This is a genomic window from Streptomyces sp. CA-251247 (assembly GCF_050952975.1).
GTDB classification, from domain to species: domain Bacteria; phylum Actinomycetota; class Actinomycetes; order Streptomycetales; family Streptomycetaceae; genus Streptomyces; species Streptomyces achmelvichensis.
The window spans coordinates 2,680,304-2,697,566 of record NZ_CP191861.1 but is presented as its reverse complement, the minus strand read 5'-3'; the positions used below and the strand labels follow the sequence as shown (position 1 = coordinate 2,697,566).

The 17,263-nt window shown below is 70.5% G+C and carries 14 protein-coding genes; 10 read left to right on the top strand and 4 right to left on the bottom strand.

The window, feature by feature from the left end; translation table 11 throughout:
- Positions 1-13 precede the first annotated feature (13 nt).
- Positions 14-1,024, bottom strand: a complete 1,011-nt coding sequence (locus ACQPWZ_RS11835) for an aldo/keto reductase (RefSeq protein ID WP_340473015.1) — start codon at positions 1,022-1,024, stop codon at positions 14-16.
- A 331-nt stretch (positions 1,025-1,355) separates the two neighbouring features.
- Between ACQPWZ_RS11835 and ACQPWZ_RS11830 the strand changes: the two genes are divergently transcribed.
- A complete protein-coding gene (locus ACQPWZ_RS11830) occupies positions 1,356-1,550 on the top strand; it encodes a DUF6243 family protein (RefSeq protein WP_433571304.1) in 195 nt (64 codons plus the stop codon).
- Positions 1,551-1,650: 100 nt separating this feature from the next.
- On the opposite strand, the gene ACQPWZ_RS11825 is transcribed toward ACQPWZ_RS11830, so the two are convergent.
- Positions 1,651-3,087, bottom strand: a complete 1,437-nt coding sequence (locus ACQPWZ_RS11825; protein WP_433571303.1) for an MFS transporter — start codon at positions 3,085-3,087, stop codon at positions 1,651-1,653.
- Positions 3,088-3,188: 101 nt separating this feature from the next.
- On the opposite strand from ACQPWZ_RS11825, the gene ACQPWZ_RS11820 reads away from it, so the two are divergent.
- A complete protein-coding gene (locus ACQPWZ_RS11820; RefSeq protein WP_383238177.1) occupies positions 3,189-4,040 on the top strand; it encodes a helix-turn-helix transcriptional regulator in 852 nt (283 codons plus the stop codon).
- 110 nt (positions 4,041-4,150) lie between these two features.
- Here the strand turns inward: ACQPWZ_RS11820 and ACQPWZ_RS11815 are convergent, their stop codons facing one another.
- Positions 4,151-5,578: an MFS transporter gene (locus ACQPWZ_RS11815; protein ID WP_340473012.1), complete on the bottom strand. Its 1,428-nt coding sequence runs from the start codon at positions 5,576-5,578 to the stop codon at positions 4,151-4,153.
- 52 nt (positions 5,579-5,630) lie between these two features.
- On the opposite strand from ACQPWZ_RS11815, the gene dusB reads away from it, so the two are divergent.
- Entirely contained in the window at positions 5,631-6,788 is a 1,158-nt protein-coding gene (dusB, locus tag ACQPWZ_RS11810; protein WP_433571302.1) for a tRNA dihydrouridine synthase DusB, read from the top strand.
- Between the two features lie 72 nt (positions 6,789-6,860).
- Here the strand turns inward: dusB and ACQPWZ_RS11805 are convergent, their stop codons facing one another.
- Positions 6,861-7,613 carry a GntR family transcriptional regulator gene (locus ACQPWZ_RS11805; RefSeq protein WP_356701657.1) on the bottom strand — a complete coding sequence of 251 codons (753 nt, stop codon included), beginning with the start codon at positions 7,611-7,613 and terminating at the stop codon, positions 6,861-6,863.
- 253 nt (positions 7,614-7,866) lie between these two features.
- Between ACQPWZ_RS11805 and ACQPWZ_RS11800 the strand changes: the two genes are divergently transcribed.
- The 7 genes from ACQPWZ_RS11800 (at position 7,867) to ACQPWZ_RS11770 (ending at position 17,258) form a co-directional block, all read left to right on the top strand.
- Positions 7,867-9,009 (top strand): ABC transporter substrate-binding protein, encoded by a 1,143-nt coding sequence (locus ACQPWZ_RS11800; RefSeq protein WP_340473009.1) that lies wholly within the window; start codon positions 7,867-7,869, stop codon positions 9,007-9,009.
- Complete coding sequence (locus tag ACQPWZ_RS11795; protein ID WP_433571301.1) at positions 9,009-9,905, top strand: ABC transporter permease; 897 nt, start codon at positions 9,009-9,011, stop codon at positions 9,903-9,905. Before ACQPWZ_RS11800 ends, ACQPWZ_RS11795 begins: the two co-directional genes overlap by 1 nt.
- Positions 9,893-10,825 carry an ABC transporter permease gene (locus ACQPWZ_RS11790; protein WP_433571300.1) on the top strand — a complete coding sequence of 311 codons (933 nt, stop codon included), beginning with the start codon at positions 9,893-9,895 and terminating at the stop codon, positions 10,823-10,825. Before ACQPWZ_RS11795 ends, ACQPWZ_RS11790 begins: the two co-directional genes overlap by 13 nt.
- Positions 10,826-10,828: 3 nt before the next feature.
- Positions 10,829-11,929: an ABC transporter ATP-binding protein gene (locus tag ACQPWZ_RS11785; RefSeq protein WP_340473006.1), complete on the top strand. Its 1,101-nt coding sequence runs from the start codon at positions 10,829-10,831 to the stop codon at positions 11,927-11,929.
- Entirely contained in the window at positions 11,926-12,654 is a 729-nt protein-coding gene (locus tag ACQPWZ_RS11780; RefSeq protein WP_433571299.1) for an HAD family hydrolase, read from the top strand. Before ACQPWZ_RS11785 ends, ACQPWZ_RS11780 begins: the two co-directional genes overlap by 4 nt.
- Positions 12,655-12,995: 341 nt before the next feature.
- The gene (gene ppdK / locus ACQPWZ_RS11775; protein WP_340473004.1) at positions 12,996-15,713 is read left to right on the top strand and encodes a pyruvate, phosphate dikinase; all 2,718 of its coding nucleotides are present in this window, start codon (positions 12,996-12,998) and stop codon (positions 15,711-15,713) included.
- A 552-nt stretch (positions 15,714-16,265) separates the two neighbouring features.
- Positions 16,266-17,258 carry an ArsR/SmtB family transcription factor gene (locus tag ACQPWZ_RS11770; RefSeq protein ID WP_340473003.1) on the top strand — a complete coding sequence of 331 codons (993 nt, stop codon included), beginning with the start codon at positions 16,266-16,268 and terminating at the stop codon, positions 17,256-17,258.
- Positions 17,259-17,263 lie beyond the last annotated feature (5 nt).

Sequence of the window (17,263 nt, the reverse complement as noted above, 5' to 3'; positions counted from 1 at the left end):
CCCGGTGCCGGATTCAGTGCTCGCTGTCCAGGTGGGCCATCTGCGCCTCGGGGTAGCGCGCGCCGGCGGCCGCTCCCGCCGGGACGGCTTCCTCGATGGCCGCGAGCTCACCGGCGTCGAGCGTGACGTCGAGCGCGCCGAGGGCCTCGGTGAGCCGGTCCCGGCTGCGGGCGCCGACCAGCGGCACGATGTCCTCGCCGCGGGAGAGCACCCAGGCGATCGCGGTCTGCGCGACGGTGATGCCCTTCTGCTCGGCGATCTTCCGCAGCTGCTCGACGAGGTCGAGGTTGTGCCGCAGGTTGTCGCCCTGGAAGCGCGGGCTCATGCCGCGGAAGTCGCCGGGCGCCAGTTCGCGGTCGTGCGAGAAGTGGCCGCTGATCAGCCCGCGGGAGAGCACGCCGTACGCGGTGATGCCGATGCCCAGCTCCCGCGTCGTCGGCAGGATCTCGTCCTCGATGCCGCGCGAGATCAGGGAGTACTCGATCTGAAGATCCGCGATCGGGGCCACCGACGCGGCCCGCCGGACGGTCGCGGCGCCGACCTCGGACAGGCCGACATGGCGCACATGGCCCGCCTCGATGAGTTCGGCGATGGCGCCGACGGTCTCCTCGATCGGGACGTCGGGGTCGACGCGGGCGATCCGGTAGATGTCGATGTGGTCGCGGCCGAGGCGCTGAAGGGAGTACGCGGCGAAGTTCTTCACCGCGGCCGGCCGGCCGTCGACTCCCGACCAGCCGCCGTCGGCGTCGCGCAGCGCACCGAACTTGACGCTGACGAGGGCCTTCTCGCGGGCGGCCGTCGGCGCGCTGCGCAGAGCTTCGTTGACGAGCAGTTCGTTGTGGCCCATGCCGTAGAAGTCGCCGGTGTCGAGCAGGGTGATGCCGGCGTCGAGGGCGGCGTGGACGGTGGCGATGGACTCGGCGCGGTCGGCCTCGCCGTACAGCGCGGACATGCCCATGCAGCCGAGGCCGAGCGGCGAGACCAGCGGGCCGGTGGTGCCGAGAGGGCGGGGGGTGGGGGTCATGAGGGGCTCCTGAAGGGTCGTGTGAAGAGAAGCCGCAGCAGATGCGGCAGATGCCGCACGGGCTGACACCACCACCTTGGCATGACGAATGACAGATTTCAATATCTGTCATTCAATACTTGTCCGGTGGATGCGGACGGTGTTCGGGTCGGCTTCCGGGTCGCCGCAGAGCGCCACGCTGCCCCGAATTCGGATGACCGGCCTCTCGCCAGGCGGTACCGTCTCCCTCATGTCTTCGTTCTTCCAGATCTACGAGTGAGAGGGCGGCGGCCCGACCCGCCCCCCGTCTGACGTTTCCGAAGTCACTTCTCACCACGAATGGGAGAACCCCATGGCCAAGAGCCGGAACAACCTTCTCGGAGTCGGCGGACAGCGACGCAAGCTGTCCCGCGCCGAACAGCAGGCCAACGGACCCACGCGCAACGCCGACCGGCAGTCCGCCGCCGAGCAGAAGGCGGAACTGCTGCGGAAGATGCGTGAGCGTGCCGAGGGCACCGACGCTCCGCAGGAGGAGCAGAACCAGTAGGCGCAGAACCGTGGGCCCGGACCGCGCAGGCGGTCCGGGCCCACGGGCATGTCCGGCCCGGGCACACCCTCGGATCCTGGTCCCGGTACCGGCGCACCGCTCAGGTCAGGGTGCGCGGCAGCCGCAGGCTCAGCAGCGTGGTCAGCGCGATCACCCCCAGCCACACCAGCAGGGTCACCGTCAGCGCCCGGCCGGCGCCCGAGCTCTCCGTCAGCGACAGGAAGAGCGAGCCCAGCGTGGCCACGCCCAGGGCCAGCGCGGACTGCTGGGTCGTCACCATCACCCCGCTGCCCACGCCCGCCTTCTCGTTCGGCACCTCGGAGAGCACCACGCGGAAGAGCACGGGCAGTTGGAGCCCCTGGCCGAAGCCCGCGAGGGCGAGACCGGGAGCGAGCTGCCACAGCGCCAGATGCGACCAGTCGTACCCCACGGTCAGCGCGAGGACCGCGACACCGAGACCCTGAAGAACGCCGCCGGCCGTCACGATCCGTGTGCCGTGGCGGACCACCAGCCGCGGCCCGGCGAGCGACGCCACGAAGAAGGCGACGGCCATCGGCACCAGCGCAAGACCGGATGCGATCGTGCCCGCGCCGAGGCCCTGCTGGAGCGCGACCGCGATCACGAACATGAAGCCGCCGAAGCCGACCGAGAACGGCAGCAGCATCGCGAGCCCGCGGCGCAGCGAGGGCTGGGCGAACAGGCTCGGCGGCACCAGGGGAGTGCGGCCGCGGCGGTCCGAGCGCCGTTCCACCCACCAGAAGACCGCCGCCGCGACCGGGAAGGCGCCGAGTGCGAGCCACGTCCACAGCGGCCAGCCGGCGGCCCGGCCCTCCGTCAGCGGAGCCAGCAGCGACAACAGGGCGACCGTCAGCAGTACGGTGCCCGGCAGATCGACGGGCGCCGGGTCCTTCGACCGGGTGGCCGGGACCGAGCGGGTCGCCAGCGCCAGGCCGGCCAGCGCGACCGGCACGTTCACCAGGAAGATCGCCCGCCAGCCGCTGCCCGCGATGTCGGCCGCGACGAGCACGCCGCCCACGATCTGTCCGGCCACCATCGCGAGACCGGCGGTCGCTCCGTACAGGCTCATGGCCCGAGCCCTGCGCTGTCCGGAGGTGGACGCCTGGATCGTGGCCAGCACCTGCGGCAGCATCAGCGCGGCGGCCGCGCCCTGGGCGACCCGCGCGCCGACGAGGGTCCAGGCGTCCGGCGCCAGCCCGCAGGCGAGTGAGGTCAGTCCGAAGGCGGCCATCCCGGCGAGGAAGAGCCGGCGGCGCCCGTACTGGTCGCCGAGCCGACCGCCGAGGACGAGCAGAACGGCGTAAGACAGGCCGTAGCCGGCGACGACCAGTTCCAGCATCGCGGGACCCGCGGCGAGGTCGTGATCGATGGTCGGCAGGGCGACATTGACGATGAAGAAGTCGATCAGCGGAAGGGCCGCGCCGACAAGGAGGGTGAACAGCCCGAGCGGGCCGAGCACCGGTCCGTCGCCTGCGAAGGCACGGGCGGAAACGGGGGAAAGGACACGTGTCTCACTCACACATCCGAAGATCCTCCGACTCGCAGCCTGGTACCAGAGTGTTCTTATCCTGGTACAAGCACTACCTGGCAATGGTCTGAGCCGTTCGGCACTCTGGGAGTATGACGACGATGGCGCAGGAGTCCGACGTACGACGGCACGAGCTCGCGGGCTTTCTGCGCAGCCGTCGCGAGCGGATCACCCCCGAGCAGGTGGGTCTGCCGCGCGGCCGCCGCAGGCGCACCCCCGGGCTGCGCCGCGAGGAGGTCGCCCAGCTCTCGGCCGTGGGTGTCACTTGGTACACGTGGCTCGAGCAGGCGAGGGACATCCAGGTCTCGCCCCAGGTGCTCGACGCGATCGCACGGGCGTTGCTGCTCGACTCCAGCGAGCGCAGCCATCTGTTCGCCCTGGCGGGCGCGGCCGACCCGGCGCCGGGCACGCCCTGCCCCACGGTCACCCCGGGACTGCGGCTGATGCTGGAACAGCTGGAGCCGATTCCGGCGTGTGTCCAGAACAGCCGGTACGACATCCTCGCCCACAACCGCACCTACGGGCGGCTGCTGTGCGATCTCGACGCGCTGCCGCCGGAGGACCGCAACTGCATGGTGCTGGCCTTCTCCAACGAGGACTGGCGGTCGGCGGTCGTGGACCTCGCGGCGTCGAACCGGATGATGGCGGCGAAGTTCCGGGCGTCGATGGCGGAGCATCTGGCCGAGCCGGCGTGGAAGGCGCTGCTGGCGCGGCTGGAGTCGTCGCAGGAGTTCCGCGAGGTGTGGGCGCGGCACGAGGTGGTCGGCCAGGGCGGCAAGACGAAGTACATCGACAACGCGCACGTGGGTCTGCTGCACCTGGAGCACAACAACCTGTGGCTGGGCCCGAAGGCGGGCCCCCGGCTGGTGACGTATGTCCCGCTGGACGCCGTGTCCCGTGAACGGCTGGAGAAGCTCCAGGCTCTGGCGTCCGCGGGGGTCTGAGAGGCTGGGCCGAACGGGCGGACCGCCGCCCCGGGCCCCGCGGCGATTCCGTGACGGGCCCGCCCGACCGGCCAGGACGCCCGTAGCGCCGGTCAGTCGGTCAGGGCCGGTCACACATCCGCCACCGACCGCGCCGGCTCCCGGTCCGCCGCGCCCAGTCGTTCCGCCGTCCTCCGGGCCGTCTCGCGGGCCCAGGGGCCGCTCGTCAGGACCCCGACCACCAGGACGCACACACCGCAGCCGGTGAGGATCCACCAGGCGGGTCGGCTGGCCGGGACGAAGTCCGTGGCGTACGTCGCCGTGGAGACGCCGGCGGCGAGGACGGCCCCGATCACGGCGACGCCGAGCGTCTGGCCGATCTGCCGGCTGGTCGAGGCGACGGCGGCGGCCACACCCGCCTGGGCGCGCGGCATCCCGGAGACCGCGGTGTTGGTGATCGGCGCGTTCACCATGCCGAAGCCGAGTCCGAACAGGACGAAGCCGACGAAGAGCAGCACCTCCGAGGTCTCCGCCTCGAACGCGGCGAACAGCACCCCGCTCGCGGCCATCGTGATCCCCGCGATGACCAGCGGGAGGCGTGGGCCCCGGCTCGCCACCAGCCGCCCCGACAGGGGTGCGCAGACGAGGGTGAGCCCCGCCATCGGCAGCATGTACAGCCCCGCGTGCAGGGCGGACATACCGCGGACCTCCTGGAGGTAGAGCGTGTTGATGAACAGGAACCCGGCCAGTGAGGCGAAGGCGCACACGGCGACGACGGTGGCTCCGCTGAACGGGGCGCTGCGGAAGAAGCGCAGGTCGATGAGGGGTTCGTGGCGCCTCGGCTCGTACAGCAGCACACCGGCCAGTGCGACGGCGGCGACCACGGCGAACACGATGCTCGACTCGATGATCGCGTAGGTGAGCGAGGCGAGGAGGGTGATGACGAGCAGCTGTCCGACCGGGTCGGCCCGGCGGGGCTTCGGCGCCCGGGACTCCGGGACGTAGCGCCAGGTCAGCAGCAGGGCGATCAGACCGACCGGCAGATTGACCCAGAAGATCGAACGCCAGCCGACGGTGTCCACGAGCACGCCGCCGACGATCGGGCCCGCGGCCATGGAGATGCCGACGACTCCGCCCCACACGCCGATCGCGCGGGCGCGTTCGCGCGCGTCGGTGAAGGTGTTGGTGATGATCGACATGGCGACCGGGTTGAGCATCGAGCCGCCGACGGCCTGGACCATGCGGAACGCGATCAGCGATTCGAGGTTCGGGGCGATCGAGCACAGCAGCGAACCGAGGGTGAACATCACGAGTCCGGCCTTGAAGACCCGGCGGCGGCCGATCCGGTCGGCGGTGGAACCGGCGAGCATCAGCAGCGACGCGAGGACGAGCGTGTACGCGTCGATCGTCCACTGCATCCCGGCCACGGAGGCGTGCATCTCCTTGCTGATGGAGGGCAGCGCCACATTGAGGATCGTGTTGTCGAGGGAGACGATCAGCAGGCTCATGCAGCAGATCGCCAGGATGAGCAGCCGCCGTCGTGATGTGAGCTCGGACATACGTCGATAGTACGGTTAACTAACGACTCCGGGCGTGCGCGACAATGGGCGAATGACCACGCTCGCCCCGTCTCCCGCGTCCCTCGCGAAGCTCTCGATCGGCCCGTACTCCGTACAGCCGCCGGTCGTGCTCGCGCCCATGGCCGGCATCACGAATGCTCCGTTCCGTACCCTCTGCCGGGAGTTCTCCGGCGGCAAGGGACTCTTCGTGAGCGAGATGATCACGACGCGGGCGCTGGTCGAGCGCAACGAGAAGACGATGCAGCTGATCCACTTCGACGCGAGCGAGACACCGCGGTCGATCCAGCTGTACGGCGTGGACCCGGTCACCGTCGGCAAGGCCGTCCGCATGATCGTGGACGAGAACCTCGCCGACCACATCGACCTCAATTTCGGCTGCCCCGTGCCCAAGGTGACCCGCAAGGGCGGCGGCTCCGCGCTGCCGTACAAGCGGCCGCTGCTGCGCGCCATCCTGCACGAGGCGGTGACGGGCGCCGGCAACCTCCCCGTGACGATGAAGATGCGCAAGGGCATCGACGACGACCACATCACCTTCCTCGACGCCGGACGGATCGCGGTCGACGAGGGCGTGACGGCGATCGCGCTGCACGGGCGCACGGCCGCGCAGCACTACGGCGGTACGGCGGACTGGGACGCGATCGCGCGCCTCAAGGAGCACGTCCCGGAGATCCCGGTGCTCGGCAACGGCGACATCTGGTCGGCGGACGACGCGCTGCGGATGGTGCGCGAGACGGGCTGCGACGGCGTCGTCGTGGGGCGCGGCTGTCTGGGCCGGCCCTGGCTCTTCGGCGACCTGGTCGCGGCCTTCGAGGGCACGGGGTCGTACGCGGCACCCACCCTGCGCGAGGTCGCCGCGGTGATGCGGCGGCACGCGGAGCTGCTGGGCGAGTGGATCGGCGACGAGACGCGCGGAGTCATCGACTTCCGCAAGCACGTGGCCTGGTACCTCAAGGGCTTCGCGGTCGGCTCCGAGATGCGCAAGAAGCTGGCGATCACCTCCTCGCTGGTGGAACTGGACGCCCAGCTGGCCGAGTTGGACCTCGACCAGCCGTGGCCCGTGGGCGCGGACGGCCCGCGTGGCCGTACGTCGGGCAACAACCGGGTCGTCCTGCCGGACGGCTGGCTCAAGGACCCCTACGACTGCGCGGGCATCAGCGCGGAGGCGGAGCTGGACACCTCGGGCGGCTGAGGCCCTCGCTGTCGCCGGAGGATCCGAAGGGCAGGCCGCACGGCGGGCATCGCTGTCCGCCGAACGACACCCTCAGCCATCCAGTTGGCCCGCGTGGCGCGACAGCGGCGCCGTGTCCGACGAGTTGCTCACGCTGAAAGTCACGCTGCCCGCCACATAGCGGTCGTCCGTCCACTCGATGGCCCGGCCCGTCGCCGTGGACGACACATGCCGCTGCCGCAGCAGGGGACTGCCCCGGCGCACCCGCAGCATCCGCGCGTCGACGCTGCCCGCGGGCACCGCGTCGATGAGGTGCTCGCCGTAGTGGGCGACGATGTCGTGTGTCCCGGCGATGCTGTTCATGATCGACGAGCAGTCCTCGGGCAGCTCCTCCACGGCGGGTGCGACCCAGGGCGCGTACGCGGTGCGCTCCAGCATCGCCGGCTCGCCGTCCAGCAGTCGCAGCCGCAGCACATGGAGGATCGCGGACCCCGTCGGCACCGAGAGCCGGGAGGCCTCCGTGGGCGTGGCGGGCCGGCGCTCCCGGGTCAGGATGCGGCTCGCGACCTCGTAGCCCTGTGAATCGGCCCACTGGGCGAAACTGTTCAACTCCGCGAAGCTGTGGCGCCGTTCGTGCCGGAGCACGATTCTGCGCGCACCCTGGCGGGATCCGATCAGGCCCTCGGAGGCGAGGACGGCGACGGCCTGGCGCACGGTGCCGCGCGAGGCGGACCAGCGGTCGGCGAGGTCGCTCTCCGAGGGGAGTTGAGCCCCGACCGGATACTCGCCGCCGAGGATCGATCCCCGCAGCGCCTCCGCGATCTCCAGATAACGCGCCGTGCCCACGCGAACGTCCTCCGTGCCCCGAAACTGTGCGCAGTCGGTTGCGCTGGGTTCCGCTTCCCTCCTCACCCTAACCGTGTCCGGGCGCGGCCGTACCCACGCGCTGCAACCGGCTATGACCGTTGGTGAGGCGGCTTTGTCTCTTCCGTCGCCCGATCCCCGGCGGCCATGCGGCGTTCATGATCCGGACAGGTCATCCGGGCGAACTGAACTCAGCTTGTTCAGACAAGTTCTCACTTAGTCTCCGGGAGAGACCGTGTTCAGACCTACCCGCCCCGTCGCCGCCGCCCTGCTCGGCGCCGCAGTCCTCACCACGGTCACGGCCTGCGGTGCCGCACCCGACAACGCGGCCGCGGGCACCGTGGGGGCGAAGGCCAGTGCCTCCGCCGCCGACTTCGGCGGTATGCCGGCGCTCGTCGAGGCCGCGGAGAAGGAGGGCGAGCTGAACGTCATCGCCCTCCCGCCGGACTGGGCCAACTACGGCGGGATCATCAAGGCCTTCGAGGCCAAGTACAAGATCAAGGTCAACAGCGAGAACCCCGATGCCGCCAGCGCCGACGAGATCGCGGCCGTCAAGGCCCGCAAGGGCCAGAAGCGCGCCCCCGACGTCCTGGACCTGGGTATCGCCTTCGCGCGCAGCGGCGCCGCCGAGAATCTCTTCGCGCCCTACAAGGTCGAGGCCTTCGACAAGATCCCCGCGGAGCAGAAGGACGCGCAGGCCCGCTGGTACAACGACTACGGCGGCTATGTCTCCATCGGCTGCGACGCCAAGCGGATCAAGAACTGCCCGCAGACCTTCGCCGACCTGCTCAAGCCCGAGTACAAGGGCAAGGTCGCGCTGAACGGCAACCCGACCAAGTCCGGTTCGGCCTTCGGCGGTGTGTACGCGGCCGCTCTCGCGAACAAGGGCACGTTCGGCGACATCCAGCCCGGCATCGACTACTTCGCCGAGCTGAAGAAGCGCGGCAACTTCATCCCCGTCGAGTCCACCCCGGCCACGGTCGAGAAGGGCGAGACCCCGATCAGCATCGACTGGGACTACCTCAACGCCGGCTACGCCGACCAGTTCCGCGGCAAGGGCGTCGACTGGAAGGTGGCCGTCCCCTCCGACGGCGTCTACGCCCAGTACTACTCGCAGGCCATCAACAAGCAGGCCCCCCACCCCGCCGCCGCCCGGCTGTGGATGGAGTTCCTCTACAGCACCGAGGGCCAGAACCTCTGGCTGAAGGGGTACGCCCGCCCCGTGCTGCTGCCGGTCATGACCTCCGGCGGCACCGCCGACAAGTCCTTCGTCGCCAAGCTTCCGCAGGTCGAGGGCACGCCCACGTTCCCCTCGTCCGCCGAACTCGACAAGGCCAAGGCCGTACTCGCCGAGAAGTGGGACAAGGCCCTCTCCTGATGTCCGTGACTCTCCCGTCCTCCACCCGGACCGCCGGCGGTGTGCGCCGCCGGCGGCGCGGGCCCCGCAGCGGGCTCGCGGTCCTGCCGCTGCTGCTGTTCACCGGGCTGTGCTTCGGGCTCCCCTTCGGGGCCGTGCTGTACGGCGCGATCACCCGCACCGACGCGACGACCGGCGGCTCCTCGCTGACCGGTGAGCACGTCCGGCGCTCGCTCCAGGGCCCCTATCTGGACTCCCTCACCGGCAGTGTGCAGCTCTCCGGGCTCACCGCGGTGATCGGTTCGCTGGCCGGACTGTTCATCGCGCAGGCCGTCGTCACCTCACGCCGACAGTGGCTGCGCAGCGCCACGCTCACCGCCTCCGGTGTGCTGGCCAACTTCGGCGGCGTACCGCTGGCGTTCGCCTTCATCGCGACCGCCGGCATCTCCGGCGTGCTCACCCAGCTCGCCGATCTGGACAGCCTCGGCTGGAACCTGTACTCCTTCACCGGACTCAGCGTGGTCTACCTCTACTTCCTCACCCCGCTGATGGTGCTGACGATCGTGCCCGCGCTCGACGGGCTGCGGCCCCAGTGGCGGGAGGCGGCGCAGAACACCGGGGCGAGCACCTGGCAGTACTGGCGGATGGTGGGACTGCCCGTCCTCGCCCCGTCGCTGCTCGGCGGTTTCGTCCTGCTGTTCGGCAGCGCGTTCGCCGCGCACGCCACCGCCGCCGCCCTGGTCGGCGGGTCCGTGCCGCTGGTCACCCTGAAGATCGCGGACGCGCTCTCCGGCAATGTGCTGGTCGGCCAGGAGAACGTGGCCCTCGCCCTCAGTCTCGACATGATCCTGATCGCCGGGCTGGTCATGGCGGTCTATCTCCCCCTTCAGCGACGGAGTGCCCGATGGCTGCGCTGACCCCCACCGCCCCGGCCGACCCGGTCGCCCCCCTCGTGCCGGAGAAGGCACCGTCCGCGACGCGGCCGCGTCGCGCCGGCAGGCCCCGGGTGTGGCGCGGGCTCGTGCTGGGCCTGGCCGGCCTGTACTTCCTGGTCCCGCTCGTCGCCTCGTTCGTCTTCACCGTGCACACCCCCGGGCAGGGCATCTCGTTCCAGGCGTACACCGGCATCCTCGGCGCCGAGGGCTTCACCGACAGCCTGCTGCTCTCCCTCGGGCTCGCCGCCGCCACCATCGCCCTGGTGCTGCTGCTCGCGGTACCCGCGCTGGTCGCCGTACGGCTCGGAGCGCCGAGGCTGCGGCCGCTCGTCGAGGTCGTGTGCATGCTGCCGCTGGTGGTGCCGCCGATCGCGCTGGTCACCGGCATCGGCACGGTGCTGCGCTGGGGCCCCGACCATCTGTCGCGCACCCCGCTCTACCAGACGTTCCTCGCCGTCCAGAACGAGAGCTTCCCGCTCGTCCTCGTCCTCGCGTACACCGTGCTGGCGCTGCCGTTCGTGTACCGGTCACTGGACGGGGGGCTGCGCGCCGTCGACGTACCGACGCTCGTCGAGGCCGCCCGCAACTGCGGTGCGAACTGGCCGCAGGTGATCGGCCGGGTCGTTCTGCCCAATCTGCGCACCTCGCTCGCCGGGGCCGCGTTCCTCACACTGGCCCTGGTGCTCGGCGAGTTCACGATCGCCGCCCTGCTCGGCTTCCAGCCGTTCGCGGTGTGGATCGTCACCGTCTCCGGATCGCAGGCCCGGATGTCTGTGGCCGTGTCCATCCTCAGTCTTCTGATCACCTGGGCGCTGCTGCTGCTCCTGTCCCGTGCGGGCAACGGCAGCCGCAGCGTGGGCTCCGTACCCGCTGCCGCCCCTGCCTCCCGCAAGGAGTCCTGAACCATGTCCGCACCCACCGCATCACCCGTGGCCCTGGCCGGCGAGGTCGCCGCCGCCGCGGGCGCGCGCGTCGAATTCCGCGGTCTGCGCCGGGCGTTCGGCTCCACCGTCGCCCTCGACGGTCTCGACCTGACCGTCGAGCCCGGCGAACTGCTCGCCCTCCTCGGCCCTTCGGGCTGCGGCAAGACCACCGCGCTGCGGGTCGTCGCCGGCTTCGAACAGCCCGACGCGGGCGAGGTCCTGGTCGACGGCGAGGACATCACCCGGGTGCCGGCGAACCGCCGGGACGCCGGCATGGTGTTCCAGTCGTACAGCCTCTTCCCCAACCTCAGCGCCCGCGACAACGTCGCCTTCGGCATGCGGGTGCGCAAGGTGCCCGCCGCCCGGCGGAACGCCCGCGCCGCCGAACTCCTCGCGCTCGTCGGCCTGCCGGAGCACGGAGACCGCTACCCCCACCAGATGTCCGGCGGCCAGCAGCAGCGCGTCGCGCTCGCCCGCGCCCTGGCGCTCGAACCGCGCGTGCTGCTGCTCGACGAGCCGCTGTCCGCGCTGGACGCCAAGGTGCGGCTCAGCCTCCGCGAGGAGATCCGGCGGCTTCAGCTGTCGCTCGGCATCACCACGATCTTCGTCACGCACGACCAGGAGGAGGCCCTGTCCATGGCGGACCGCGTCGCCGTCCTGAACGCCGGACGGCTGGAGCAGTGCGCGGCGCCCGCCGAGCTGTACCAGCGCCCCGCGACGGCGTTCGTCGCCGAGTTCGTCGGCACCATGAACCGGCTGCCCGGCGTGACGACCGGCGGCGGCCTGGTGGAGGTGGCGGGCGCGGGACTGCCGGTGGACGGCGATCCGCCTCTCACGGCCGGTGCGGTCGAGGTGCTCGTACGCCCGGAGAACGTGTTCGTCGTCGCCGACCCGGAGGGCGAGGCCACCGTCGTCTCCGCGTCCTTCTTCGGTTCGGTCACCCGGGTCCTGCTCGATCTGCCGGACGGCGGATCGGTCAAGGCGGATCTGCCGTCGCGGGAGGCGGCCGCGCTCACCCCCGGCACCCGTGCGCGCATGTCGCTGGCGGAGCGTCCCGTGCTCGTCGTGCCGGCGGCGCTGTGACCCCGGGCGCCCCGGCCCGTCCCGCGGCCGTCCTCTTCGACATGGACGGCACCCTCGTCGACACGGAGACGCTGTGGTGGGAGGCGGCCGAGGAGGTCGCCGCCTCGGTCGGGCACCGGCTGGGCGCCGCGGACGCACCCGAGGTCGTCGGCCGGGCGGTCCAGGACACGGCCGCTCATCTGATGCGGGTCGCCCGGCCCGGTCCCGGGGTGTCTCTCAGTGCCACCAAGACGGCCGAGGCCCTGACCCACTCCTTCCACCGGCGGGTGGCCGCGGGGGCTCCGCTGCGTCCCGGAGTCCGCAGGCTGCTGGCCGAACTGGAACGGTTCGATGTGCCGTTCGCCCTGGTCAGCGCATCGCCGCGGCTGGTCGTCGACTGTGTGGTGCGGGGGGCGCTGGCTCGGGTGCCCTTCTCCTTCACCCTGTCCGCCGACGACACCGCCCGCACCAAGCCGCACCCGGATCCCTACCGGGCGGCGGCCGAGCGCTTCGGGGCCGACCCCAGGGCCTGTGTGGCGGTGGAGGACTCACCGGACGGGAGTGCCTCGGCGCAGGCTGCGGGATGCCCGGTGCTGGTGGTGCCGTCGTTGCTGCCGGTGCCCGAATCAGCAGGTCGGGTCTTCGCCGAGAGCCTGGAGGAGGTGGACCTGGAGGTGCTGAGCCGATGTGTTGCGGCGTGTTACGCGGGTCCGGATGATGGGACCGGACGGTCTTCGGCCGCGTGATTCTCGCCACCCTTGATAGGGGTGCCGCTCAGATGAGCGATTTGGTGACGGCTGCATCTCTCGGAAGGGTGGCACCGAGTGCCACCCTTCATGGGTTCACCCGATCGCGAGATTCATCGCTCTCCGTGGATGGTTCGCCGCATTCTCGTTGCCGAGAGTGTTGATGCGTTCATGGCTTGAAAGGTTGCCGATCGCGCGCCGGCTGCCCGGTCACTTTCGATCTGGTGGCGGACGAGTGGTTACGGCCGTATGACGGCCAAGTGGACGTACCCAGGCGCCTTCGATCTGGGTATGTTCCTGGCCGTCAGGGCAGCCACCGCGTCCTCGAGGAGTCGAGACCCGTGTCGGAAAACAAAGATCCCCACGTAGCGAAGTTCGTCTACGACTTCACCGAGGGCAACAGGGATTTGAAGGACCTCCTCGGCGGCAAGGGTGCGAACCTCGCCGAGATGACCAACCTCGGCCTGCCCGTCCCTCCGGGCTTCACCATCACCACCGAGGCGTGCAAGGTCTACCTGGACAGCGGCGAGGAGCCGGCGGCTCTGCGCGACGAGGTGAGTGCGCACCTCGACGCCCTCGAGCAGAAGATGGGCAAGAAGCTCGGCCAGGCCGACAACCCCCTTCTGGTGTCGGTGCGTTCGGGTGCGAAGTTCTCCATGCCCGGCATGATGGACACCGTCCTCAACATCGGCCTCTCCGACGCGTCGGTCGTGGGCCTGGCCCAGCAGGCCGGCGACGAGCGCTTCGCGTGGGACTCCTACCGCCGCCTCATCCAGATGTTCGGCAAGACGGTGCTCGGGGTCGACGGCGAGCTCTTCGAGGAGGCCCTCGACGACGCCAAGACCGCCAAGAAGGTCACGGTCGACACCGACCTCGACGCCGCTGACCTGAAGAAGCTGGTCAAGCAGTTCAAGAAGATCGTCAAGTCCGAGGCCGGGCGCGACTTCCCGCAGGACCCCCGCGAGCAGATGGACCTCGCGATCCGCTCGGTCTTCGAGTCGTGGAACACCGACCGTGCCAAGCTCTACCGCCGCCAGGAGCGCATCCCCGGCGACCTCGGCACCGCGGTCAACATCTGCTCCATGGTGTTCGGCAACCTCGGTCCCGACTCCGGCACGGGCGTCGCCTTCACCCGTGACCCCGCCAGCGGCCACCAGGGCGTCTACGGCGACTACTTGCAGAACGCGCAGGGCGAGGACGTCGTCGCGGGCATCCGCAACACCGTCCCGCTCGCCGAGCTGGAGCAGATCGACAAGAAGTCGTACGACCAGCTGATGCAGATCATGGAAACCCTCGAGACGCACTACAAGGACCTGTGCGACATCGAGTTCACCATCGAGAGCGGCCAGCTGTGGATGCTGCAGACCCGCGTCGGCAAGCGCACCGCCGGTGCCGCGTTCCGCATCGCCACCCAGCTCGTCGACCAGGGACTGATCGACGAGGCCGAGGCCCTCCAGCGGGTCAACGGCGCCCAGCTCGCCCAGCTGATGTTCCCCCGCTTCGACGACCAGGCGAAGACGGAACTCCTCGGCCGCGGTATCGCCGCGTCCCCGGGTGCCGCGGTCGGCAAGGCGGTCTTCGACTCCTACACCGCGGTGAAGTGGTCGCGTTCGGGCGAGAAGGTCATTCTCATCCGCCGCGAGACCAACCCCGACGACCTCGACGGCATGATCGCCGCGGAGGGAATCCTGACCTCCCGCGGCGGCAAGACCTCGCACGCCGCCGTCGTCGCCCGCGGCATGGGCAAGACCTGTGTCTGCGGCGCCGAGGAGCTCGAGGTCGACACCAAGCGCCGCCGGATGACCGTGAACGGCACGGTCATCGAGGAGGGCGACGTCGTCTCCATCGACGGCTCCACCGGCAAGGTGTACGTCGGCGAGGTGCCGGTCGTACCGTCCCCGGTCGTCGAGTACTTCGAGGGCCGGATGCACGCCGGCGCGGACGACGCCGACGAACTGGTCGCCGCCGTGCACCGCGTCATGGCCTACGCGGACCGGGTACGCCGGCTGCGCGTGCGGGCCAACGCCGACAACGCCGAGGACGCGCTGCGCGCCCGCCGGTTCGGTGCCCAGGGCATCGGCCTGTGCCGCACGGAGCACATGTTCCTCGGCGAGCGCCGCGAGATGGTCGAGAAGCTGATCCTCGCCGACACCGACGACGAGCGCGAGAACGCGCTGGGCGCGCTGCTGCCGCTCCAGAAGAAGGACTTCATCGAGCTGTTCGAGGCGATGGACGGGCTGCCCGTCACCGTCCGGCTGCTCGACCCGCCGCTGCACGAGTTCCTCCCCGACATCACCGAACTGTCGGTGCGCGTCGCGCTCGCCGAGGCCCGCAAGGACCACAACGAGAACGACCTGCGGCTGCTCCAGGCCGTGCACAAGCTCCACGAGCAGAACCCGATGCTGGGCCTGCGCGGTGTCCGCCTCGGGCTCGTCATCCCCGGGCTGTTCGCCATGCAGGTACGGGCGATCGCCGAGGCAGCGGCCGAGCGCAAGAACGCCAAGGGCGACCCGCGCCCCGAGATCATGATCCCGCTGGTGGGCACCGTCCAGGAGCTGGAGATCGTGCGCGAGGAGGCCGACCGGGTCATCGCCGAGGTGCAGGCCGCCACGGGGACCGACCTGCGGCTGACCATCGGCACGATGATCGAGCTGCCGCGTGCCGCGCTGACGGCCGGTCAGATCGCCGAGGCGGCCCAGTTCTTCTCCTTCGGGACGAACGACCTCACGCAGACGGTCTGGGGTTTCTCCCGCGACGACGTGGAGGCCTCGTTCTTCACCGCGTACCTGGAGAAGGGCATCTTCGGGGTCTCCCCGTTCGAGACCATCGACAAGGACGGCGTCGGCTCGCTCGTCCGCAGTGCGGTCGAGGCCGGCCGCGCCACCCGCCCGGACCTCAAGCTCGGTGTCTGCGGTGAGCACGGCGGCGACCCGGAGTCGGTGCACTTCTTCCACGAGGTGGGCCTCGACTACGTGTCCTGCTCGCCGTTCCGAATTCCGGTGGCGCGCCTGGAGGCCGGCCGTGCGGCGGCCGTGTCCAAGGGCAGCGACTCCCGCTAGGGACCCTAGGACGCCGGAGCCGACACCGGTCCTCCGCGGGCGCCTCCCAGCGCCCGTGGGGGAGCCGTCATCCCACCCTCACCGACCCGGTGGAGGCTCCGGAACACCGAGAAGGGGCGTGCGCCTTGTGCGGGGCGCCCGCCCCTTCTGCTGTGCTTGCAGGACTCCGGCGGGCCGTGCCCTTCTTTCAGTACTTTCACAAAGTCCCTGAGCAATTGTGGATGTTGCCGGCCAGCGAATTCCCGCCATTGGTTCAGCAAACAACGGGCGGAGCGCGGCCCGCGGATCCCCATCCGCCGACCGCGCCCCATTACCCACGCCGGGCAGGGAGCCGCACCGACTGTCGCCCGCCGCCGGACACGCAAAGCCCCCCACGGCCTTCGCTGTGTCCATCGGTGACAGTTGGTTCCTGTCCGACGCCGTACAGCCTTTCGGTTCGCACCCGGCTGCGGCGAGACATTTCAACTGTGGCTGAAACACCGTGGTAACCGGCTGTGATTGCATGCATACTCGGTGATCGGGGCCGATTGCGGGTGCAACAGTGGGGGTTCAGTGCTTCGTATCCATTTCACCGGTGACGACCTCGCCAGAGTGCGGATGGCGACGAAACCGGATGTGTTGTGGGAAACGATTCTCAGCTTTCACCGATTGAGAGAGCGCCGACGTGCGCTGATGTTCGGGGAATGGCGCTCGGAAACGCGAGCCAGGTTGAATGGTGAAACAAGCCTGCTGGCCGCTCTGGTGCCGACGCGGGGATATTTCCCCGACTTTCTGACACCTCCGGAAGGAAGCCTCGGACTCGACTCCGGACTCGAAGTGATTCGTGCCACATCGCCGGCGCGACTGTATACGGAACTGGGACTCGTGGCCGCCGGCCGCGCCCCCGCTCCGGAGCTGACGGGCCGGCTCGCCGCCCTCGCCGAGGGACGGCCCGAGCCGCTCGTCCGGCTCGTGTCGGTGCTCCGCAGCTACCACCGCGCCGCCATCGAGCCGTACTGGCCGCAGATCCAGGCGAGGGTCGAGGCGGACCGCGCGGTGCGCGGACGGGCGCTGCTCGACGGGGGCGCGGGCGAACTGCTCGACTCGCTTCCCCCGGTGCTCCGTTGGCGTGCCCCGGTCCTGGAGGCGGACTATCCCGTCGACCGCGATCTGCACCTCGACGGCCGGGGCCTGCTGCTCCAGCCGTCGTTCTTCTGCCGGGGCAATCCCGTCGTCTACCGCGACCCGTCGCTCCCGCCGGTCCTCGTCTACGCGGCCGAGCACACCCCCGACCCGGCCTTCGGGGACGCCGGCGGCCCCTCCCTCGGCCGGCTGGTCGGCCACACCCGCTCCGCCGTGCTCCAGGCCATACGGTACGGCTGTACCACCAGTGAACTGGCCCGCAGGGCAGGGGTGTCGCTCGCCTCCGCGAGCCAGCACGCCGCGGTGCTGCGGGACGCGGGTCTGGTGCTGACCCTGCGCCACGGGAACGCCGTCCTGCACACGCTCACCCCGCTGGGCGCCGCCCTGCTGAGGGGCGGCGCACCGGCGGAGGCCGCGGGCTGATGAGG

What these genes read in the sequence shown, in the direction of transcription:
- ACQPWZ_RS11835 (WP_340473015.1), bottom strand. Translation starts at nt 1,024, where the DNA reads ATGACCCCCACCCCCCGCCCTCTCGGCACCACCGGCCCGCTGGTCTCG.
- ACQPWZ_RS11830 (WP_433571304.1), top strand. Translation starts at nt 1,356, where the DNA reads ATGGCCAAGAGCCGGAACAACCTTCTCGGAGTCGGCGGACAGCGACGC.
- ACQPWZ_RS11820 (WP_383238177.1), top strand. Translation starts at nt 3,189, where the DNA reads ATGACGACGATGGCGCAGGAGTCCGACGTACGACGGCACGAGCTCGCG.
- ACQPWZ_RS11815 (WP_340473012.1), bottom strand. Translation starts at nt 5,578, where the DNA reads ATGTCCGAGCTCACATCACGACGGCGGCTGCTCATCCTGGCGATCTGC.
- dusB (WP_433571302.1), top strand. Translation starts at nt 5,631, where the DNA reads ATGACCACGCTCGCCCCGTCTCCCGCGTCCCTCGCGAAGCTCTCGATC.
- ACQPWZ_RS11795 (WP_433571301.1), top strand. Translation starts at nt 9,009, where the DNA reads ATGTCCGTGACTCTCCCGTCCTCCACCCGGACCGCCGGCGGTGTGCGC.
- ACQPWZ_RS11790 (WP_433571300.1), top strand. Translation starts at nt 9,893, where the DNA reads ATGGCTGCGCTGACCCCCACCGCCCCGGCCGACCCGGTCGCCCCCCTC.
- ACQPWZ_RS11785 (WP_340473006.1), top strand. Translation starts at nt 10,829, where the DNA reads ATGTCCGCACCCACCGCATCACCCGTGGCCCTGGCCGGCGAGGTCGCC.